This window comes from Formosa undariae (assembly GCF_042427615.1).
GTDB classification, from domain to species: domain Bacteria; phylum Bacteroidota; class Bacteroidia; order Flavobacteriales; family Flavobacteriaceae; genus Formosa; species Formosa undariae.
On the sequence record NZ_JBHMEZ010000011.1, the window covers coordinates 110,244 to 132,334 of the forward strand.

The following is a 22,091-nucleotide window of genomic DNA, read 5'->3' on the forward strand; positions in this document are numbered from 1 at the left end:
GATAGGTGATAAAAAAGTTAATTTAAAGTTATAGAATTCGTAAAGTCTTCGAACTTCGTAAACATTCTGTTAACATTGAAATTTTAAGAATGTGTTATCAATAGGGCTGAAAGTGCTATGTATAATAGAAAGTACTATATTGCGGTGACTAAAATAATATTATGAATTGGGAACAATTGTTATCTCTAAAACGTTTTGGAGATGTTAATAAACGGTTAAGGAAAGACCAAGATGAAACGCGACTAGGTTTTGAAGTAGATTACGATCGTGTTATATTTTCTTCAGAATTTAGAAGTTTACAAGATAAAACGCAGGTGATACCAATGTCTCAAACAGATTTTGTGCATACGCGATTAACTCATAGTTTAGAAGTTAGCGTTGTTGCACGATCATTAGGACGTAAAATAGGAGAGAAGTTATTGGTGAAATACCCTGCACTTAAATCTGAACATGGATACCTGCCAAACGATTTTGGCGCCATAGTAGCTTCTGCGGCTTTGGCTCACGATATTGGAAATCCGCCGTTCGGACATTCGGGAGAAAAAGCTATAGGTGAATATTTTAAAACGGGTGCGGGTCTTAGATATAAAGACGAGCTTACGCCTAAACAATATCAGGATTTATGCGATTTTGAAGGGAATGCAAACGGATTTAAAATTTTAACTCAGAGTCGTCAAGGGCGTGTTGGAGGATTGCGTTTGTGTTATGCCACATTGGGCGCATTTATAAAATACCCAAAAGAATCTTTGCCTAAAAAGCCAACACAACAGGTATCCGATAAGAAATATGGATTTTTCCAAAGTGAAAAAGATGCCTTTTTAGATGTTGCTCAGGAATTGGGGTTGGTAGCATCTGGTACTTCTGGCGATATTAGTTTTAAAAGACATCCTTTGGCGTTTTTAGTGGAAGCTGCAGACGATATATGTTATACCATTATCGATTTTGAAGACGGTATAAATTTAGGTTTAATTGAAGAAGAATTCGCTCTAGAATACCTTATAAAATTAGTGAAGGAAGTTATCGATATTAATAAATATCATCAGCTAAATAATACTCAAGATCGTATTAGTTATTTAAGAGCTTTGGCTATAAATACTTTAATTAATGAAGCCATTTCTGTTTTCGAAGCGAATGAAGAAGCGATTTTAAATGGGACTTTTGGAATATCTCTCTTAGATAAAAGTAAATATGAGGCTCAGATAAACGATATTATTAAGATTAGTATCGATAAAATTTATCAATCACCCGAGGTTTTGGATAAAGAAATTTCAGGTTATGCTGTTATTTCAAAATTATTAGATACATATATTCTGGCTGTAAATAATGGATATAATCATAATGCATCGAGTTATGATAAGCTAATTTTAAAGATTCTTCCAAAAACCATCAATTTCAACGAAGATGATTTGTACTTAAGATTGTTAAACGTCTGTCATTATGTGTCGCTATTTTCTGACAGTCAGGCCATTTTAACCTTTAGAAAGTTTTCTGGCAAGCATTACTAATTAATAGCTTAATTTTTGCATGGCTTAATTATTAGTTTATTTTTGTGAAAAACCCAATATTTTATGAATAAAAAATTACCACTCGTATTAGGGCTAATAGTAAGTTTATTCTTTGCTTTTAGTTGTTCTAATAGCAAAAAAAGCGACGAAACTAAAGCGCTTTCGATTACCGAAACAAGAGCTTTGCACAAGAAAAATTTAGAGAATAGTCCATTTAAAGAAACTATGGATTTATCTAAAAAAGATCGTGCAGCTAAAGGTTTGCCACCAAAACGTTTTATGGAACGTTTATGGGAGTTAACCATGAACCCGACTCTAGGGAAACCAACACCAGAAAACCTAGCGGTTATTCAAAAAGAATTATTAAACGGACGTACTGCAGGGTTAGCAACTGGTCGTGTTCCTGGAGACGATTCTAATAACAACTGGGTAGAACGTGGACCAAACAATGTAGGTGGACGTACACGTGCACTTCTTTTCGATCCAAACGACGCTACTAACGAAACTGTATTTGCAGGTGGTGTTAGTGGTGGATTATGGAAAAACACAAAAATATCTGATCCAGCAACAGTTTGGATGAGCGTAGGTATTCCCGAAAATTTAAACATTACATGTATTACTGTAGATCCTAACAACTCTAAAATTATGTATTTAGGTACAGGAGAATCTTATGTATCTGGAGATGCTAATGGAAATGGTGTTTGGAAATCTACAGATGGAGGAAACTCTTGGAATCATGTTTTTGGTGGCGCGGAAGGCGAAACCATTTTACAAATCGATTCTGAAGTTATTATTAATTCACCTAGTAGTGTTGCAGATTCTTATGACTTTATAAGTGCATCATTCGGACCAAAAGCAACAACTAATATTACAGACAATTTAGTATTAGTAGATGCTGGTGGAGCAACAGCAACAGAAGGCTGTACAGCATTAGTAAATGCATCAGAGATTAACGGAAAGATTGCATTATTATATCGTGGTAGTTGTGATTTTACAGAAAAAGTGATAAACGCACAAAATGCAGGGGCGAAGGCTGTTATTGTAATTAATAATGTGGCCGGTCCTCCAATATCTATGGGTGGTGAAGATATAGGAGGTGTTATTAACATTCCTTCAGTAATGATTACTATGGATGCTGGAAGTGAATTGGTCGCAGAGATTAATGCAGGAAACACTGTTAATGCAACGATTACTGCTGCTTCTGGTGAGTATGCTGGGTTTTATGTTTTAAAAGGAAACCAACATGTTAATGATATCGTTGTAAGAGATAATAATGGTGTTTCTGAGGTTTATATTGCAGCAGGAGCAACATTTTATAGCGATGCTTCTCCAAGTACTCTTTTTGGACCGGATGATTATGGATTATTTAAATCTACAAATGCGGGTACATCTTGGACATTATTAGGTTTACCTCTAACAGCAGCTGGAAACCGTTACGAGCCAAACGATATTGAAATAGGAGCAGATAACACCGTTTGGGTAGCTTCTAAAACAAATCAAATCAATGGAGATGGTGGTGGTGCTATTTTTGCATCTACATCTACAGATGGTAATACATTTGTTTTGAAAAAATCATTAGAAGCGAGACGAACTCAAATTGCAGCATCTCCTACAGATGCAAATAAATTATATGTATTGGCAGAAGGTAAAGATACAATTACTCCGGTTATTATGGAGAAAACTATCAACGGATTTGCTACTACTACAGGTTTAACATTGCCAGATGATGCAGATACAGGTATTGATGCAATTGATTTTACTAGAGGTCAAGCCTTTTACGATTTAGTTATAAAATTAGATCCTACAGACGATGAAAAAGTATTCGTTGGAGGTATCGATTTATTTAGCAGTACAGATGGAGGAAATGCATGGACTCAATTATCTCATTGGTTAGGAAATTATGGTTTCCCTTATGTGCATGCAGATCAACATGCTATTGTTTTTGGAAATGGAGACTCTTCAAAAATGTTATTTGGTCATGATGGTGGAGTAACGTATTCGGCAACGAGTGGGACACTTCCAATGACTAGAAATAACGGATATAATGTAACGCAGTTTTATACTGTTGGTGTGGCTCCAACTCAAGCAATTGAAGGCGATTATTTCGCCGCAGGAGCTCAAGATAACGGGACACAATATTTTGCAAATTCAGCTGCGGGAATAGGTGCTTCAGACGAGCTTACCGGAGGTGATGGTGCGTATACATTATTCGATCAGGATGGTACAGATACGTATGTTATTACAAACTATATTTTTAATATCTCTATTGTTAAGTACGATTATAAAACAAATGTATTCACTACTATTAATAGTGAGCGTGACGAAATCGGAGAATTTATTAACCCACAAGTTTTAGATTCTAGATTAGATCTTTTGTATTCAAATTATTCATCAGAAACAGAAAATGCAGTTAAAATTTATAGAACCAAAGGGAATGCGCCTTATGCGTTATCTACATTGAAAAACGATTTATTGGATGCTCCTGTATTAGCATTACAAGTAGACCCATATGCGACAAGTTCTAGTGGTTTAGTGTATCTTGGATTAGAGAATGGTAAATTAATAAAAGTAGAAAATCCAATCTCTCCATTCGGAAAGCGATGGACAGAAATTACAGGACCATCATTTGTGGGTAGTATTTCTGATATCGAATTCGGACAAACATCAAACGATATTTTCGTAACCTTCCATAATTACGGTGTAAATAACATTTGGTTTACTAACGATGGAGGTGCAACATGGAGCCAGAAAGATGGTAATTTACCAGATATGCCAGTAAAAGCAATTTTACAAAACCCATTAAAAGTAGACGAAGTTATTGTTGGAACAGAACTTGGAGTTTGGTACACAACAGATTTTTCTAGTGATTCTCCAGTATGGAAATCAGCATTTAACGGTATGAGTAATGTAAAAGTTATGGACTTAGATTTAAGGGACGATAACACAATTTATGCTGCTACTTATGGTAGAGGTGTATTCTCAGGGAAATTTACTGGAGAAACTTTAAGTATCGAAGATAATGTGTTAGCTTCTGGGATTTCTTTATACCCAACAGTGTCTAACGGAGAATTTCAAGTAAATTCTAAAACGAATCTTGGTGAAGTTAATCTTCAGATTTTTAATATAAGTGGTCAAACTGTTTATGTTAAGAATTTAAATTTAAGCGGAAACACAGCAAGCGATATTAATATTAATGTAGCTTCTGGTGTGTATTTAGCTAAATTTACAGAAGGTGGTAGATCTACAACTAAAAAGTTTATTATTGAATAATACTAAACGATTTTAAATATTTAAAAGAGGAACGCTAGTCGTTCCTCTTTTTGTTTTTAGTATAATAGTATCGATTATATTATATGCTTTTTAATAGTAACGCGGCTAAAGATGAGGCATCAAGATTTAAAGATTTCTGAAGTTCTGTAATAGAACCCTGTTCAATAAATTCATCAGGAATTCCAATGGTTTTAATCGGAGTGGTGTAGTTGTGTGTCGAAGCAAATTCTAAAACGGCACTTCCAAAGCCGCCTATAATCGTCCCGTCTTCAATAGTGAAGACTTTAGAGTATGTTCCTAAAATAGTATGTAATAAGGCGTGGTCTAAAGGTTTTATAAATCGCATATTATAAACAGCAATGCTGTTTTGCTCACTTTCGTTTAATAAGCTTAGCGCATCTTCGACGTTATTAGTCATTGTTCCTATACTCAATATGGCAATTTTTGTTCCGTGTTTAAGTATTTCTCCTTTGCCTATTTCTATTTTAGAAAAGGGCTGTTTCCAATTTAATTCTCGACCTCTACCACGCGGATAACGAATGGCAATGGGGTGTTCTAATCCCAATTGAGCCGTATACATAATGTTGCGTAATTCGACTTCGTCTTTAGGTGCAAAAATAATCAGGTTTGGAATACATCGTAAATAGGCTATATCGAAAACACCTTGGTGTGTAGCTCCATCTTCTCCAACCAATCCTGCACGATCCAAACAAAAAATAACGGGTAAATTTTGAATGGCGACATCATGAATAATTTGGTCGTACGCCCGTTGCAAAAACGTCGAATATATATTGCAAAATGGGATAAAACCCTGTGTTGTAAGTCCCGCAGATAAAGTCACAGCATGTTGCTCTGCAATACCAACATCGAAAGCACGATCTGGAAATTCTTTCATCATAAACTTTAAAGAACTTCCTGTTGGCATAGCCGGAGTAATACCAATTATTTTCTCATTGATTTTTGCTAATTCAACTATGGTATAACCAAAAACATCTTGGAATTTTGGAGGTAATATGGTTGTTGATTTCGCAAATAAATCACCGGTTTTAGCATCAAATTTTCCCGGGGCATGATATTTTACTTGATCTAATTCTGCTTGCTTTAATCCTTTTCCTTTAGTCGTTATTAGATGTAGGAATTTAGGACCTTTAACTGTTTTTAATCGTTCTAATTCCGAAATTACCTTAGGTAAGTCGTGTCCGTCAATCGGTCCTGAATAATTGAAATTTAGTGCTTCAAAAATATTATCTTGTTTCTGAGTTTCTCTTTTAACGTTTGTTAGATACATTTTTAAAGCTCCTACACTTGGATCGATTCCAATGGCATTATCATTTAAAATGACCAATAAATTGGCATCGGTAACACCAGCATGATTTAAACCTTCGAAAGCCATACCACTAGCAATAGAAGCATCTCCAATTATAGCAACATGTTGCTTGTTAAAATCACCTTTAAGTTTAGAGCCAATAGCCATGCCTAGAGCCGCCGAAATCGAGGTAGACGAATGTCCTACGCCAAAAGCATCGTATTTACTCTCGTCGCGTTTGGGGAAGCCACTCAAGCCTCCGAGCTGTCTGTTGGTGTCGAAAAGGGCTTTGCGTTCTGTTAGTATTTTATGAACGTAAGCTTGGTGTCCAACATCCCATATTAAAATATCGTCTGGTGTATTAAAAACATAATGTAAAGCAATAGTAAGCTCTACAACGCCTAAACTGGCACCCAAATGTCCTTCTTTAGTAGCGACGATTTGAATAATAAAATCGCGCAATTCTTTTGCGAGTTTCGGTAAATCTTCTTTAGGCAATAATCGAAGATCTGCTGGTGAATTAATATGTTGTAGTAAATGTGTCATGCTGATACAAATGTACGTTTTGAAATTGTATTTTTACATCATGGAAAATATTTTTGATGATTCTTATTTTATGAAGAAAGCACTTCAGGAAGCTGAGGTGGCCTTCGATAAAGGAGAAATTCCGGTTGGTGCTGTTATTGTTATCGATAATAAAATTATAGCCCGGGCACATAATTTAACAGAAACCTTAAACGATGTTACAGCACATGCCGAGATGCAAGCCATTACGGCTGCTGCTAATTATTTAGGCGGAAAATATCTTAAAAAATGTACGTTGTATGTAACGTTAGAGCCATGCCAAATGTGCGGTGGTGCGTTGTATTGGAGTCAGATTGCACATATTGTTTATGGCGCCAGAGATGAATCCCGAGGTTGTATTAATTTGAATACAAAGTTGCATCCTAAAACGATTATAAAAGGTGGTGTGATGGCCGAAGAAGCTTCAACCTTAATGACGCGTTTTTTTGTAGAAAAGCGTAATCTAAATTAAAGCTTTCTTTCGTCGCCTTCCTTTTCTCGCATCTTTTCTAAATTCTCTTTAGTCAGCATATAATCTTTAGGATCTTTATCTTTCCATCGGTAATAAGAAAATATAGGGAATACGACTAGAAACAGGCCAACAACGCCATAGCCGATAAGTTTTTCTGAGTAAGGCAAGTCGAAAATTAGACCTGAAAAAATGCTTCCAAAGGCGAGAAGACCTAGTGTAATTATGAGTTGCTTCATGTTAATTTGTACGGTTTATTAAGTGGTATCTATAAGCCGTTAAAAGTACCAATTACTTATAGATATTTAGTCGTTTATGCCTCTTATAATATTAAATGCTATACTATTAATAATGTTTCGAATCCAAACAATCTAGAGTGTATTTATAGCTTTTTCTTAACTGTTTGGGATTTAATTTAATGCACTCACAACTTTAACTTGTGAATTCTATAAGTTGATGTCTATAGGCTGTTAAAAGTTTAGATTTAGAGATGTAACCATAGTATTTTTCATCTTTAATTACCGGTAAATTCCATGCGCCACTCGTTTTAAATTTATCCATAATTACGTTCATGGAATCTTTATCGTAATCAATAAGACTTACAGGTACTTGCATCAGGTTTGAAACACTAACAGTGTCGTACTTATCTGCGTCAAACATGATGTGCCTGATATCGTCTAGTCTTAGCGATCCTAAGAATTCATGGTTATCGTTGACGACAGGAAAGTGATTTCGTGATGATTTTGACACTGCATTTTTTAAAATATGCCCAAGTTTCATATCGGGTTTTAAAATGATAAAGTTGTTTTCAATAACCTTATCGATATCTAAAACCATGAGTACGTTTTTATCCTTATCGTGGGTCATAAGTTCACCACGTTCGGCCAATCTCATGGTGTAAATAGAATGAGATACGTAGTGTTTTGTTATGGCAAATGAAATGGCAGAAACAATCATTAAAGGCACAAATAATTCATAACCACTTGTAATTTCAGCAATAAGGAAAATAGCCGTAAGCGGTGCGTGAAGCACGCCTGCCATTAGTCCGGTCATGCCAATAAGCGTAAAATTGGTTTCAGATACATGAAAACCAAATCCAATATTGTTAATTATTTTAGCGCAAGCATGTCCTAAAGTGGAGCCCATAACAAGTGTTGGAATAAAAATACCACCCACACCTCCAGCTCCAAAAGTAACGGTCATAGCAATGGCTTTAAACGCTGATATTCCTAAAAGCAGAAGGATAACAATCCAAATGTTTGATAAGTCTACATTAAAAGGCGTATGGCCAATAGCAGTGATGTGATCGCCTTTTAATAGATTATTCATTAGCCCGTAACCTTCACCATAAAGTTGCGGAATAAAAAACAACATGGTGCCAATGGCAACGCCACCTATAAGAAGACGTAAAGCACGACTTTCAAATTGTTTAAAGAACGCTGTAATGTTAAAAAATACTTTTGAAAAATAGACGGAAGCTAATGCTGTAACTAAACCTAATAGAATGTAAAACGGGATGTCTTCGACCATAAATTGATCTATTAATTTAAAATTAAGTAGAACATCGGTTCCTAAAAACAAGTATGAGGTGACCACGGCAGAAATAGATGCTAATAAAAGCGGAACTAAAGAAACGAAAGCGATATCTAAGCTGAAAATTTCTACAGCAAAAACAATAGCGGCTAATGGAGCTTTAAACATGGAAGCCATAGCTCCGGCAGCAGCGCAACCTATTAAAAGCATTCTTGTTTTTGTATTCATATGAAACAATTGCGCCGTGTTAGAACCCAATGCTGCACCAATACTAACGGCTGGGCCTTGTAATCCAACCGATCCACCAAATCCAGCGGTTAATGGTGCTGTAATTAATGAAGCGTAAATGTTGTATTTAGGGATGATGCCGTTTAGTTTTGAAATGGCATGTAATGTCGATGAGATACCGTGTCCAATATGTTTTTTTAGCCAAGTTTGTTTTAATATATAAACAAGTAACAGACCAATAATTGGAAGAATAAAGTATAGCGCACTTTCAGAGTCTTTAAATACATTTAAGTCAAAAAGAGAGCGAATAAAATAGGTGAGGTTTTTAAGAATTACTGTACCCATTCCTGATAAAAAACCAATAAGTATACTCAGGATATAAACAAATTGCCTTTCGGAAATATGTTTGTATTTCCAAATTAAAAATTGGCGAAGAAGGGGTTTTGTGCTGAATGGCATAGTATAAAAATACTAAAAAAAAACGCGTAATTAAATTTAGATTTCAGGTATTAGCTGGTGAAATTAATAAGCTGACGACGGTAGGCTGTAAGTAGTTTAGATTTTGAAATGAATCCGATATACTTATCATCTCTAATTACAGGCAGATTCCAAGCTCCTGAGTCTTGAAACTTCTTCATAATATCTTTCATTCTATCGTTGTGTAAATCTATAATTTCTGGTGGTGCTTGCATCACGTCACGTGCAAAGACTTCTTCATATAAGGTTTGGTCGAACATAATTGGTCTAATATCATCCAAGAGAATAATACCTTCAATTTTTTTCGATTTCACATTGATAACAGGAAATATATTTCGATTCGATTTTACAACGGCTTTATGTACAATATCTCCTAAGTTCATATCCGGGCTAACCTTTACAAACTTGGTTTCAATTAAGGCTTCGATATTCATTAAAGTTAATACCGCTTGATCTTTATCATGAGTAATTAAATCACCTTTTCTGGCTAATTCCATGCTGTACACAGAATATGGTAAGAAGTATTTAGTTACAATAAAACAAATAACAACAGTAATCATTAATGGGATAAATAATTTATAACCACCAGTTAATTCTGCAATTAAGAAAATAGCGGTAAGTGGAGCTTGTAAGACGCCTCCAAGTACACCTGCCATACCGACTAGCGTAAAATTGCTTTCGGATAAATGTAATCTAAAGAATCCTAAGGTGTTTATAAATTTAGCAAATCCGAAACCTAGAACAGAACCCATAAATAAGCTAGGGGAGAAGATCCCACCAATACCTCCAGCTCCAAAAGTAAGCGCACTAGCAATAACTTTAAACATTATTAAACCAAGCAATAAGGCTAGAATTGCCCAATTGTTTGTAATGTCTATATGTAAGAAGTTATCGGTAACGACCTCGTTAAAATTACCTGTAACCATATTGTTTATCACTTCGAATCCTTCACCATAAAGAGGAGGAATAAAAAACACGATAACTCCAAGTCCTGCTCCTCCAATTAATAATCGTTTTATAGGCGACTTAATGCTGTCAAAAAAATCGTGAAAGAAGGCGTAAACTTTAGTAAAATAGATGGATGTTAAAGCAGCTAAAATACCAAATGCTATAAAAAATGGAACTTGTTCGAGTGTAAAAATATCAACCAATTGGAAAGGTAATATCGTATCCGATCCATAGAAAAAATAGGATAATAATACACCAGAAATTGAAGATATTAGAAGTGGGAGTAAAGAGAGTAATGTTAAATCTAAACTAAACACTTCTATAGCAAAAATAATGGCAGCAATAGGCGCTTTAAATATACAAGCAATCGCACCTGCAGCAGCACATCCCATTAATAAGGTACGTGTTGCTTGATTGGTATGGAATAATCTTGAAATATTAGAACTTATCGCTGCTGCCGTTGAAACTGTTGGGCCTTCTAGTCCGACAGAACCACCAAATCCCACGGTAAGTGGCGCGGTAACTAATGCAGAGAACATTTGATATTGTCTCATAATCCCTTTTTTCTTTGCAATGGCGCGAAGGGTAGAGGGAATTCCATGACCAAATTCTTGGCGTACAACGTATTTTTTAACCAAATAGGTTAACGTTAAACCAACTAAAGGAAACAAAAAGTAAAAGGGGTGATGATAACCACTAACGACTTTAGTTTCTATAAGGTGCTGAATGTAGTGTGTCGAATTTTTAAGAATTACAGCACCTAATCCCGCTATTAAACCAACTACAATACTTAAAAAGTACACGAAATTTCTATGGCTAACATGTTTTGTTTTCCAAAGTAGAAATTTTGTAAGTAGAGATTTTTTTTGTGTTGGCATAATTAGAGTTTAAAAATCCCGCATTGGCGGGATTTAATAGTTATGATTTTATGTTTAATTTTAAGCTTAGCTCTTCAAGTTGTGCATCGTCTATTTTAGAAGGCGCATCAATCATCACATCGCGACCAGAATTGTTTTTCGGGAATGCAATAAAATCCCGAATGGTTTCTTGTCCGCCAAGGATGGCTACCAAACGGTCTAGTCCAAATGCTAATCCACCGTGTGGTGGTGCACCATATTCGAACGCATCCATTAAGAATCCAAATTGCGCTTTGGCATCTGCTTCAGAGAAGCCTAAATGTTTTAGCATAATGGCTTGCGTTGCTTTATCGTGAATACGAATAGAACCTCCTCCAATTTCATTACCATTTAAAACTAAATCGTAAGCATTGGCTTTTACCTCTCCAGGATTAGTGTCTAATAATTCTATTTGACCTGGTTTTGGAGATGTAAATGGGTGGTGCATGGCGTGGTAACGCTCAGTATCTTCATCCCATTCTAAAAGCGGAAAGTCCATGACCCATAATGGAGCAAATACTTTAGGATCTCTTAATCCTAAACGCGTTGCTAATTCCATACGTAAGGCACTTAATTGTGCACGAACTTTATTTGTTGGTCCAGAAAGCACACAAACTAAATCGCCTGCTTTGGCATTTGTAATTTCAGCCCATTTTGCTAAATCGTCTTGATCGTAAAATTTATCTACTGAAGATTTATACGTTCCATCCTCATTACAACGAGAATAAATCATTCCTAACGCACCAACTTGCGGACGCTTAACCCACTCGATTAATTTGTCTATTTCTTTACGTGTATAACTGTTTCCGCCAGGAACAGCAATACCAACAACTAACTCAGCATCATTAAAAACCTTGAAGTCTTTATGTTGTGTTACTGCATTTAATTCTCCGAATTCCATTCCGAAACGGATGTCTGGTTTATCGTTTCCATATAAACGCATGGCATCGTCGTACAGCATTCTCGGGAATTTTTCAATCTCTACACCATTTACTTCTTTAAGTAAGTGACGTGTTAAGCCTTCAAATACATCTAAAATATCGTCCTGCTCTACAAACGCCATTTCACAGTCAATTTGTGTGAATTCCGGCTGTCTGTCGGCACGTAAATCTTCATCTCTAAAACACTTTACAATCTGGAAATATTTATCCATACCTCCAACCATAAGCAATTGCTTAAAGGTTTGTGGCGACTGTGGCAAAGCATAAAACTGACCTTCGTTCATTCTTGAAGGGACCACAAAATCACGTGCGCCTTCTGGAGTCGATTTAATTAAATATGGTGTTTCCACTTCAATAAAGTCTTGATTAGAAAGGAAATTTCTAACCTCTTGAGTCACTTTATGACGGAAAATTAAGTTGTTTTTTACAGGATTACGACGAATATCTAGGTAACGATATTTCATACGTAATTCTTCTCCTCCATCGGTTTTATCTTCTATGGTGAATGGAGGCGTTAAAGCCGTGTTCAAAATAGTTAATTCTGAAACTAAAATTTCGATATCTCCAGTAGGAATATTTGGGTTTTTAGAATCACGTTCTATAACCGTTCCTTTAACTTGAATTACGAATTCACGACCTAATTTCTGAGCTTGCTCCATCATGGCTTTTGGTGTGCGCTCTTCATCAAAAATAAGTTGAGTAATACCATAACGATCTCGTAAATCTACCCAAACCATAAATCCTTTGTCACGTACTTTTTGTACCCAACCAGAAAGTGTTACTTCATTATTTATATGAGACGATCTTAGTTCGCCACAATTATTACTTCTATACATATCTAAATTTTTGATGTGCAAATTTAATGAAGATAAATGATTATAAACTAATAAATCCGAAGCATTATACCTCGGATTTATTAGTTTGCGTATTACAACCTTTTCGTTAGTCGGCTACACTTGCAATTCGTTTTTCTGATAACCACATTTTAAATCGTGAGGTTAGGTAGAAGAATACAGGAACGACAATTAGGGTTAAGAATGTTGCTACGAATAATCCGTAGATTACGGTCCAAGCTAAAGGTCCCCAGAATACTACGTTATCTCCTCCAATATAGATGTTAGGATTAAAATCGCTAACCAATGTAAAGAAGTTAATGTTTAATCCAATTGCTAACGGAATAAGACCTAAAATGGTGGTGATTGCCGTTAATAATACGGGACGTAAACGTGCTTTTCCAGCATGTACAATACATTCGAATAAATCATCATGCTCTAAATAGTCGTCATCATCCATATCTAATGCAATTTTCTTTCTATCTATAAGGAGTTGCGCGTAATCTAGAAGTACTACTCCGTTGTTTACTACAATACCAGCTAATGAAATAATTCCCATCATGGTCATCATAATAACAAAAGGATCTCCCGTAATTACTAATCCGCCAAATACACCAATAAAACTTAAGAAAATGGCCAACATAATTATTCCTGGCTTAGATACAGAATTGAATTGGAAAATTAAGATGAAAAAGATAAGAGATAATCCTGTAAAGAATGCACCCATTAAGAATTTCATTTGCTTATTTTGTTCTTCAATTTGTCCGGTATAATCGATTTTTACATCTGCCGGTAAACCTTTAAAGGCTTTCATTTCTCGTTGTACTTTATTCACAATAGCTGCGGCATCTGTAAAACCTGGAGATAAAGCGGAATAAACGGTAACTACTCGTTTCGTGTCTTTATGTTTAATAGCACTATATCCAGAAGTGTTACTTTGTTTTGCTACGGCAGAAACGGGAATTTCTTTAATTTTCCCGGTATTATCTCTAAATGTAATTTTCTGATTAAAAATCGCACTCGTATTATATCTATTGGCTTCGTTAAAACGTACATAGATATCGTAATCGTCTCCATCTTCTTTGTACACTCCAGCTTTACTACCAAAAATTGAATTCCTTAACTGTGTTCCAACCTGACTTGCACTAACACCAAGTTCTCCAGATTTAGCACGGTCTACTTCTACTAACATCGTTGGTTTCCCTTTATTAACATCGATCTTTAATTCATCGATACCCGGAATGCTTTTCTGATTTATAAAATCTCGCATTTCTTGAGCCAAACCAATAAGTTCTTCGTAGTCGTTACCTTCTATTTCAATATTAATAGGCGCACCTGTTGGCGGTCCGTTCTGATCTTTTTCAACCGAAATTAAAATTCCAGGATAAATACCAACTAACGCTTTTTGTACTTTCTGACGTAGTAATTCACTATCTGCACCACGTCTGTATTTGTACTCACGCATGGATGCTGTAATTTTTGCTTTATGAGGCATTTCTGCGGCAGAACCTCCATCGGTTTGTGGATTTCCTGCACCTTCTCCAACTTGCGAAACAGCACTTTCTACTAAAAAGTTATAGTCACCATCTTTATACGCATCGTCGTCTAAAACAGCATATACTTTTTTCTCTATTTCCTTAGTAATCGTATTGGTTTTTTCGATATCGGTACCTTCAGGATATTCTACATAAACAATAATCTGATTGGGTTTGTTATCTGGGAAAAATTCAACTTTTGTACGTTGAGATTTTAACGATGCTCCAAAAGCGATAAATGATACGATTAACCCAATAAACGTAATAATGGTAATAAAAGCCGGCCACCTTTTACTTAATGCACGACGTAATTCACGTTCGTAAAGGTTTTCAAATTTCACCAGGATTTTAGTTTGGAAGGTATTTGACCACTTACGCAAAAACAATCTGTAAATCCAGAGCATTGCACTAGTGAAAAGCATTAGACCACCCAATCCTCTATAGTCTCCACCAAATATTAATATTAGTATACCTATTATTGTAATAATACCAGTTATAGTAACAATATTTTTTAAAGGCATATCTACGTCTTCAACAGTCATGAATTTAGATACCAATACCGAGTTAAAGAAAATAGCAACAATTAAAGATGAACCTAATACGGTTGATAATGTAATTGGGAGAAGAATCATAAACTTACCCATTACCCCAGGCCAAAGTCCTAGCGGAATAAATGCTGCAACTGTCGTAGCTGTTGATATAATAATAGGAAAAGCAATTTCTCCAATACCGACTTTAGCGGCTTTCTTACGGCTCATGCCTTCCTCGTCCATTAAACGGTATACGTTTTCTACAACCACAATACCGTTATCTACCAGCATTCCCAGTCCCATAATAAGACCAAACAGTACCATAGTATTTAAGGTGTAGCCTAGGAAGTCTAATATCATTAAAGACATAAACATAGACATCGGTATGGCGAAACCTACAAAGAGTGCATTTTTAAACCCTAAGAAAAACATTAGGACTGTAATTACAAGGATAACACCAAAAATAATATTGTTTACTAAATCGTCTACTGCCCCAATAGTTACAGAAGATTGGTCGTTTGTAATGCTTACGGTTAAATCTTGTGGGAATACATTTTCTTTGGTGTCTGCTACAATTTGCTGAATTTGCTCTGCAGCATCTACCATGTTTTTTCCAGCTCGTTTTTTTACATCTAACATCACTACACGATGTCCGAATTCTCGAGCATAAGTTGTTCTGTCTTTTTCTTTAAACGTTACACTAGCAACATCTTTTAAGTAAATAGGATTGCCGTTATCCGATTTTATAACAAAGTTATTTAATAGTTGAGGATCTTCAACTTCACCTAAAATTCTAATCGTACGACGCTGTCCGCTTGAAATTAAATTTCCTGCAGACATGGTTACGTTTCCACCGCGTACAGAATTAATAACATCGTCGAAACTCACTTGCGCCGCCATCATTTTATAAATGTCTACTGCAATTTCTACTTCTTTTTCTTGCGCACCACGAATGTCTACTTGTTTGATTTCTTGAAGGTCTTCAATTTCATCTTGAAGGTATTCACCAAAATCTTTCAATTTATCTACTGGATAATCTCCAGAGATATTAATGTTAAGAATAGGCATTTCTTCCGATAGGTTTAAATCGAAAGCATTAGGCTCTACTTTGGCATCGTTAAATGTAGGCCAATCTTCTCCAGCAGTTTCAGAATCTATTTCGTCTTTAACCTTTTGTTTTGCGGCTTCTACAGAAATATCTTCGTCAAATTCTACAACAATCATAGAATAATCTTCCTGAGATGTAGACGTGATTTCAACCACGTTACTTATGGTTTTTAACTTGTCTTCTAAAGGATCTGTTATTAGTTTTTCAATATCTTCTGCTGTGTTTCCAGGGTATATTGAGCTTACATATATTTTTGTTTCTACAACTTCAGGGAAGCTTTCGCGAGGCATGTGGTAATATGCGGTAATTCCTAAATAGAAAATTACAGCCATAATCACATAAATCGTGGTTTTGTTATTAATTGCCCACGACGACATTCCGAATTCTTTGTCGATTTTCTTTTTGTGTTTTGTCATGATTTCGGCTTAGTATTTAATAACTTTTACTGTTTGTCCATCTGTTACACTACGTGCACCTTCTTTAATGATTTCTGCGCCAGCTTCGATACCACTTAATACTTCGATGATGTCGCCTTGTGTTTTTCCTGTTTTAATAATTACACGTTCTGCAAGACCTTCGTTATTTGACTCCTTATTCTTGATAACATAAATATATTGTTCTCCGTTTGCGTTTTCAGAAATGATGCTTAACGGGATTAATACAGCATTTTGATTCGTGTAATCGTTAATTTTAAGCTTAGCAGTTAAGTTAGGCTTTATGTTTTTTTCTTTATTAGGAACAGCAACTTCCACTTTAAAGGTTCTGTTTGCTGGGTTAATAAAATTACTAGCCTGGCGTACTTCTGTGTCTACAGAGGTTCCTAAAACTGGAAATTCTACCTTTACTTGTTTACCTTCAACCACATCTGAAATATAGTTTTCTGGTACTTCCGTTTCTATATACATGTCTTTAAGGTTCACAATTCTAATTAATTGCGATTGTCCCGGCATAACAACACTACCTTGGTCTGTAATAATATCGTCGATTACTCCTGAAAAAGGTGCAACAATAGTTGTTTTAGCCAACTGAGATTTTAATTGATTTACCGCTTGTTCTTGAGCTTCGTACGTTGATTTTGCTTGAAGAAACTGAATTTCACTACCGATTTTTTGATCCCAAAGACGTTTCTGGCGTTCGAAAGTTGTTTCTGCTAAAGCCAATTGAATTTGCATTTGTGCGACTTGTTGTTCTAAACCGCCATCGTCTATTTTAGCTAAAGCCTGTCCTTTACTTACTTGTTGTCCTTCTTTAACAAAAACGTTTTGTAATATTCCAGATAATTCAGGATAGATAACGATATTTTGCTTGGTTTGCACACTTCCTTGTAGTTCTAAATAATGAACAAAGTTTTCTGATACAGCTTTAACCGTAGTTACTAAAGGCAGTTTTTTAGTATCGTCTAGTGATTCGATTTTTTCATCAATTAATCTAATCTGGTCACTTAAAGCGATTTGTTGTGTTTCTAATGCTGTACGTCTTTCACGAATGGTTTCAAGATTTCCTTCTGCTAAAATTTCATCTACAGATTTTTCTTTTCCTCCGCAGGAAATTAATAGAAAAGTAAGTGCGGCGATTGTATATATGTGTTTCATTATTGACATGTTTAGTTGTTTAAATTGCTTAAAATGGCGTCTAGTTCTGCTTTTTTATTTATGATATCTAACATAGATTGTAAATATTCTTGTTGTGCGGAATAGAGTTGTGTTTGTGCTTGACGTAAATCGAAACTTGACGAAATCCCTTCAAAGAATTTTGTTTGGTTTTTACGTTCTATGCGTTCTGCTAGGTTTAAATTTTCTTTTTTGTTTGAATAATCTTCTATAGCATATTGGTATTCGCTCTTAGCAGTTGCAATTTGAAATTTAAGTTGTTGCTCGGTATCAACTAAAGATTCATTTGCTTTATCTAAATCAATTCGAGCTTGCTGTGTTGCTGCCGAACGTCCTAAAGAGCTAAAAATAGGAATACTTAAGTTTACACCAAACAGAGAAGATCCGTACCATTTTTGACTATCTTTAAAGAACCCGAATTCTTCGCCATAGGCGCTATATCCTCCGTTAACAAAAGCACTTAATGTTGGTAAGCCATCACTCATAGCTAACTTTACAAATAAGTCTTTGCTTTCTACATCGTTTTGTGCAATAAGATAATCTATAGTGTTTTCTACATTTTCGTCTGCTGCTAAAGCTTCTAAAGATGTGTATTGCAAGGCTAATATTTCAAGGTTATCTGTAAGTGTTGTATCTGTATTTAAATCGATTCCTAATGTAATGTTTAGCATTTGGTACGATAATACATTTAAACGTTTTACATTATTTAAATCACTGATTAAACCAGAAAGGGTAATTTTAATTTGTTCTACACTTTCTTCTTCCTCTAAACCATTTTCATAAGTTTTCTGAATTTCATTTAAATTCGATTCTAAAATGGCTTTGTTGCTTTCTAAAATATTTAAACTTTCGTTTGTAAGTAATACGTTTCCGTATGCGTTAATAACTGCCTTTCTAACTTCAAGGTCTGTTTTAATTTTAGAGTTTTCAGAAATTTGAAGATATACTTTTGCTGCCTGTAAGCCGACAATATACGAGCCGTCGAAAAGTAACTGATTTAAAGTTGCTGTAGCCCCAATGTTTTGTTTCGGACTAAACTCTACAGGGATAAAGGTGCCTGGAGTTCCACCTACAATTTCGCCTGGAAGTAAGGATACTTGCTGCTTAATCCAGTTTTGGTAATCTACAGCAGCACTAATTTGCGGTAAACCTGTAGCGGTGGTTTCCCATTTTTGCTCTTCTGCAATTTCTATATCTCGAGCCGCATTTTTAACGGTTCTGTTATGTGTTAAAGCGTAATCTATGGCTTCTTGTAAGCTAAATGAAACGGGAACTTCTTGTGCGAAGGCCGTAAAACTTAGGTATAAACTAAAGAGTATTATTAGCTTGTTTCTCATTACTTAATGTTGATTATTGTTTTTTTTTTTTTCGTTTAAAAAGTCAATACCTAGAGGTGTACAGATGCCTCTTAAATGGTATTCAAGGTAATTATCTAATAATTGTGCTAATGTAAATTTGTTAGCAGGAAATATTTCGTCGTCTTTAAGTGCATTCATCGAACTAAAGTAAATTCTTGAAATAAAATCGTTATCTAAATCTGCCCTATAAAGTCCAGCAGCTATTCCTCGGTTTAAATTGTCCTTAATACAGTCCTGCATCACTTCAAATTGTTTTTGTCTTAAAATGGAATGGATACGTGGATAGTATTTTTTTAATTGAAACTCAGGCGATTTTTTTTGATTACTCATGTAGGTTCTAATAAACTCTTTTATTTTAAAAAGTTCATCGATCGGGTTGGCCTCTAAAGTGCAAATAGCATCTATAGATTCCGAAATACGATCAAATTTATAGATGGCCGTAGCTTCTATTAATTTGGTTTTGGTTTCGAAATACTGATAAATGGTTTTTTTAGAAATGGCCATCTCATTCGCAATATCGTCCATAGTCACACTTTTAAATCCTAGATTTAAAAATAACTCAGCCGATTTAATAATAATTTTATCTTTCATTAGCATTTAATTCGGTGCAAATATAGATAAGGAAACTTCTAAAACAAATAAAGTTTCCATAGTTTTAATTGTTTGTTAACATTGAGAAATTCTATGCGGTAATAACGTTTATTCTGTTATTTTTGCAGGATGCAAAACATACCATTTTATCAAGAGGAGTTTATTTCCTTTTTAAAACAATATAAAACAGATAAAGAGCCAGCCTCTTTATACGATCCGATTACATATATTTTACATTTAGGAGGTAAGCGTTTAAGACCCGTTTTAACTTTAATGACGGCTGAAATTTTTAACGCCAATTATAAAACAGCTTTAAATGCGGCTCTAAGTATAGAGGTGTTTCATAATTTTTCATTAGTGCATGACGATATTATGGACGATGCTCCTTTACGTCGTGGAAATCAGACTGTTCATGAAAAGTGGGATGTAAACACTGGGATTTTGTCTGGAGATGCAATGTTAATCATGGCGTACCAATTGTTCGAAAACTACGAGCCTGAAGTCTTTAGAGATTTAGCTCGGCTTTTTAGTAAAACCGCTTTAGAGGTTTGCGAAGGACAACAGTACGATGTAGATTTTGAAAATCGTGACGATGTAACGATTCCAGAATATCTAAAAATGATCGAATATAAAACCGCTGTTTTAGTAGGGGCTGCCATGCAAATGGGTGCAATTGTTGCAAAAGCCTCAAAAGCAGAGCAAGAAGGCATTTATAATTTTGGAAGAAATTTAGGAATTGCATTCCAACTACAAGACGATTATTTAGATGCTTTTGGAGATCCAAAAACCTTTGGAAAGCAAGTGGGAGGTGATATTATAGAGAATAAAAAAACGTTCTTATATTTAAAAGCTTTAGAGTTTTCTGAAGCAGAGCAACAGCAAGAACTTCAAGATTTGTTTAGTGTAAGTCCAACCGATAGTAATGATAAAGTCCAATCGGTAAAGCAATTGTTTATAAGTAGTGGTGCTGCTAGGGCGACAACCAAAGAAATTGAAAGTTATACTAAACAAGCATTTTCTGTGCTAGATGCGTTAGATATTAGCGATAATGAAAAAGATTTATTAAGGCAATTTGGTGAAAATTTAATGACCCGAAAAGTATAAATATCAAATTATTTTGAATCCTCCAGAAACGATACAAGGCCTATTAAACACATCCTTACAATATGAATTGTACGGTAATTTGGTGTTTCAATTAAATAAAGACTTCCGATTGGCAAATGTAGATTTTGATGTAGAATCTACTATTTTACCAGACGAATTGAAAATTCAACTTCACGAAACCGTTTTTCAGTTAATCCAAAATGCATTCGCAGAATATTTAAATCTGCTCTATATTATAGATGTGTCTGAAACACAAATTAAAAGTCTAGATGGTAGCGATACGTTAAAGTTGTCTGAACAGGTTACATTTCTAATATTAAAACGCGAGTGGCAAAAGGTTTGGTTTAAACATCAATATAAGTAAGGCGATTACTGTTATAATCTAATGAAATGGTGTCAAGAATCTTTTGTGGGATTTTGTGACACCATTATAGTTTTTATACTAGTATTTAAGAAAGCATAGATCTTAAGATGCTTTATAATATTTCCTTTTAAAAGAATCAAGTGTGTTAAGGAGTGTTTACGTTACTTAAGTTTATGTCTATTTGGTTATAGTTTAAAACATGTTAAACACGAATCCTAATAACCAATATAGAATTAAAAAAACAACCACAGTTCCTATACACCCACATTTTCCGCCACCTATTTTTTTAGCTCCCCAGGCAGCTCCAATAATTTTTAATAATTTTTCCATGTTATTCTTTTTTTTGGGAAAAGTATAATAAATAAGAATAATAAATTATCGCTATCAATTAAAAATATACTCTTATAAATGGCGCCCAAGGTGTGGCGTAAATACTTTTGTCGTCGTCGTAAAGCACGTCGTAGCGCACGCCAACGGTTACATTGTTTGTTTGGTACCCGACTCCTAAAAGCAAAGCTGGGAACCAATATTTTTCGTCTTCAAATAATACCCTATCATTGTCGTATTTTCTGTTAACGTGTAATTGTTGGAATTCTCCAGACAGTTGGATATTTTGTATTGGATTGAAAAGAGCTGTAAGTGTACCTCCTATTGTAGTAGATTTATAAAAATTCTTTTGAGAGTTGTAAGTGAAATTTAAACCAGCCCCAAAAGCAAATTGAGGATTAACTTGGTAAATGGCTGAAGGTTCTAATGTGCCGCTAAAAAACTCATTACCAAAACTTAATCCAATGCCTCCTCCAAATCTAATATTGTCCATTAAATGTGAATTTTGTGCAGAGATATTCTTAAAACAAAGCGAAAATAATAAAATAAGGATTGCGTTTTTGATAATAAATAAGTCGTTTTTGTTCATTGTTC

16 protein-coding genes are annotated in these 22,091 nt (G+C 34.9%); 5 read left to right on the forward strand and 11 right to left on the reverse strand.

The features are described 5' to 3' along the window. The first annotated feature begins 161 nt into the window (after window positions 1–161). Entirely contained in the window at window positions 162–1,505 is a 1,344-nt protein-coding gene (gene dgt / locus ACFFVB_RS09080; protein WP_382382407.1) for a dGTP triphosphohydrolase, read from the forward strand. Between the two features lie 63 nt (window positions 1,506–1,568). Further along, the gene (locus ACFFVB_RS09085; RefSeq protein WP_382382408.1) at window positions 1,569–4,775 is read left to right on the forward strand and encodes a T9SS type A sorting domain-containing protein; all 3,207 of its coding nucleotides are present in this window, start codon (window positions 1,569–1,571) and stop codon (window positions 4,773–4,775) included. A 79-nt stretch (window positions 4,776–4,854) separates the two neighbouring features. Here the strand turns inward: ACFFVB_RS09085 and dxs are convergent, their stop codons facing one another. After that, window positions 4,855–6,627: a 1-deoxy-D-xylulose-5-phosphate synthase gene (gene dxs, locus ACFFVB_RS09090; RefSeq protein WP_382382409.1), complete on the reverse strand. Its 1,773-nt coding sequence runs from the start codon at window positions 6,625–6,627 to the stop codon at window positions 4,855–4,857. Between the two features lie 40 nt (window positions 6,628–6,667). Here dxs and ACFFVB_RS09095 point away from each other — a divergent pair, with 40 nt between their 5' ends. Continuing rightward, entirely contained in the window at window positions 6,668–7,117 is a 450-nt protein-coding gene (locus ACFFVB_RS09095) for a nucleoside deaminase (RefSeq protein ID WP_382382410.1), read from the forward strand. On the opposite strand, the gene ACFFVB_RS09100 is transcribed toward ACFFVB_RS09095, so the two are convergent. From ACFFVB_RS09100 to ACFFVB_RS09135, 8 genes are all read right to left on the reverse strand, one after another. Then, window positions 7,114–7,353: a hypothetical protein gene (locus tag ACFFVB_RS09100; RefSeq protein ID WP_382382411.1), complete on the reverse strand. Its 240-nt coding sequence runs from the start codon at window positions 7,351–7,353 to the stop codon at window positions 7,114–7,116. The two genes, ACFFVB_RS09095 and ACFFVB_RS09100, sit on opposite strands and share 4 nt — an antisense overlap. A gap of 193 nt (window positions 7,354–7,546) precedes the next feature. Beyond that, window positions 7,547–9,334: a chloride channel protein gene (locus ACFFVB_RS09105; protein ID WP_382382412.1), complete on the reverse strand. Its 1,788-nt coding sequence runs from the start codon at window positions 9,332–9,334 to the stop codon at window positions 7,547–7,549. A gap of 50 nt (window positions 9,335–9,384) precedes the next feature. Then, a complete protein-coding gene (locus tag ACFFVB_RS09110; RefSeq protein WP_382382413.1) occupies window positions 9,385–11,178 on the reverse strand; it encodes a chloride channel protein in 1,794 nt (597 codons plus the stop codon). Between the two features lie 40 nt (window positions 11,179–11,218). After that, the gene (gene aspS / locus ACFFVB_RS09115; protein WP_382382414.1) at window positions 11,219–12,973 is read right to left on the reverse strand and encodes an aspartate--tRNA ligase; all 1,755 of its coding nucleotides are present in this window, start codon (window positions 12,971–12,973) and stop codon (window positions 11,219–11,221) included. 106 nt (window positions 12,974–13,079) lie between these two features. Further along, the gene (locus ACFFVB_RS09120) at window positions 13,080–16,559 is read right to left on the reverse strand and encodes an efflux RND transporter permease subunit (RefSeq protein ID WP_382382415.1); all 3,480 of its coding nucleotides are present in this window, start codon (window positions 16,557–16,559) and stop codon (window positions 13,080–13,082) included. 9 nt (window positions 16,560–16,568) lie between these two features. Beyond that, complete coding sequence (locus ACFFVB_RS09125; RefSeq protein WP_382382416.1) at window positions 16,569–17,735, reverse strand: efflux RND transporter periplasmic adaptor subunit; 1,167 nt, start codon at window positions 17,733–17,735, stop codon at window positions 16,569–16,571. Window positions 17,736–17,746: 11 nt separating this feature from the next. Next, entirely contained in the window at window positions 17,747–19,090 is a 1,344-nt protein-coding gene (locus ACFFVB_RS09130) for a TolC family protein (RefSeq protein ID WP_382382417.1), read from the reverse strand. 3 nt (window positions 19,091–19,093) lie between these two features. Next, a complete protein-coding gene (locus ACFFVB_RS09135) occupies window positions 19,094–19,702 on the reverse strand; it encodes a TetR/AcrR family transcriptional regulator (protein ID WP_382382418.1) in 609 nt (202 codons plus the stop codon). A 129-nt stretch (window positions 19,703–19,831) separates the two neighbouring features. On the opposite strand from ACFFVB_RS09135, the gene ACFFVB_RS09140 reads away from it, so the two are divergent. Together ACFFVB_RS09140 and ACFFVB_RS09145 are read left to right on the forward strand one after the other, a co-directional pair. Next, window positions 19,832–20,806, forward strand: coding sequence for a polyprenyl synthetase family protein (locus tag ACFFVB_RS09140; RefSeq protein WP_382382419.1), 975 nt, complete (start codon window positions 19,832–19,834; stop codon window positions 20,804–20,806). 13 nt (window positions 20,807–20,819) lie between these two features. Then, window positions 20,820–21,170, forward strand: a complete 351-nt coding sequence (locus tag ACFFVB_RS09145; protein WP_382382420.1) for a hypothetical protein — start codon at window positions 20,820–20,822, stop codon at window positions 21,168–21,170. Window positions 21,171–21,362: 192 nt separating this feature from the next. Here the strand turns inward: ACFFVB_RS09145 and ACFFVB_RS09150 are convergent, their stop codons facing one another. Further along, the gene (locus ACFFVB_RS09150) at window positions 21,363–21,500 is read right to left on the reverse strand and encodes a hypothetical protein (protein ID WP_382382421.1); all 138 of its coding nucleotides are present in this window, start codon (window positions 21,498–21,500) and stop codon (window positions 21,363–21,365) included. Window positions 21,501–21,558: 58 nt separating this feature from the next. After that, window positions 21,559–21,990: an alpha-ketoglutarate decarboxylase gene (locus ACFFVB_RS09155; RefSeq protein WP_382382422.1), complete on the reverse strand. Its 432-nt coding sequence runs from the start codon at window positions 21,988–21,990 to the stop codon at window positions 21,559–21,561. Between the last annotated feature and the right edge of the window lie 101 nt (window positions 21,991–22,091).

Coding starts and splice junctions, on each gene's coding strand:
- ACFFVB_RS09130 (WP_382382417.1), bottom strand. CDS start 19,090: ATGAGAAACAAGCTAATAATACTCTTTAGTTTATACCTAAGTTTTACG.
- ACFFVB_RS09110 (WP_382382413.1), bottom strand. CDS start 11,178: ATGCCAACACAAAAAAAATCTCTACTTACAAAATTTCTACTTTGGAAA.
- ACFFVB_RS09135 (WP_382382418.1), bottom strand. CDS start 19,702: ATGAAAGATAAAATTATTATTAAATCGGCTGAGTTATTTTTAAATCTA.
- aspS (WP_382382414.1), bottom strand. CDS start 12,973: ATGTATAGAAGTAATAATTGTGGCGAACTAAGATCGTCTCATATAAAT.
- ACFFVB_RS09150 (WP_382382421.1), bottom strand. CDS start 21,500: ATGGAAAAATTATTAAAAATTATTGGAGCTGCCTGGGGAGCTAAAAAA.
- dgt (WP_382382407.1), top strand. CDS start 162: ATGAATTGGGAACAATTGTTATCTCTAAAACGTTTTGGAGATGTTAAT.
- dxs (WP_382382409.1), bottom strand. CDS start 6,627: ATGACACATTTACTACAACATATTAATTCACCAGCAGATCTTCGATTA.
- ACFFVB_RS09085 (WP_382382408.1), top strand. CDS start 1,569: ATGAATAAAAAATTACCACTCGTATTAGGGCTAATAGTAAGTTTATTC.
- ACFFVB_RS09100 (WP_382382411.1), bottom strand. CDS start 7,353: ATGAAGCAACTCATAATTACACTAGGTCTTCTCGCCTTTGGAAGCATT.
- ACFFVB_RS09105 (WP_382382412.1), bottom strand. CDS start 9,334: ATGCCATTCAGCACAAAACCCCTTCTTCGCCAATTTTTAATTTGGAAA.
- ACFFVB_RS09095 (WP_382382410.1), top strand. CDS start 6,668: ATGGAAAATATTTTTGATGATTCTTATTTTATGAAGAAAGCACTTCAG.
- ACFFVB_RS09120 (WP_382382415.1), bottom strand. CDS start 16,559: ATGACAAAACACAAAAAGAAAATCGACAAAGAATTCGGAATGTCGTCG.
- ACFFVB_RS09140 (WP_382382419.1), top strand. CDS start 19,832: ATGCAAAACATACCATTTTATCAAGAGGAGTTTATTTCCTTTTTAAAA.
- ACFFVB_RS09125 (WP_382382416.1), bottom strand. CDS start 17,735: ATGAAACACATATATACAATCGCCGCACTTACTTTTCTATTAATTTCC.
- ACFFVB_RS09155 (WP_382382422.1), bottom strand. CDS start 21,990: ATGGACAATATTAGATTTGGAGGAGGCATTGGATTAAGTTTTGGTAAT.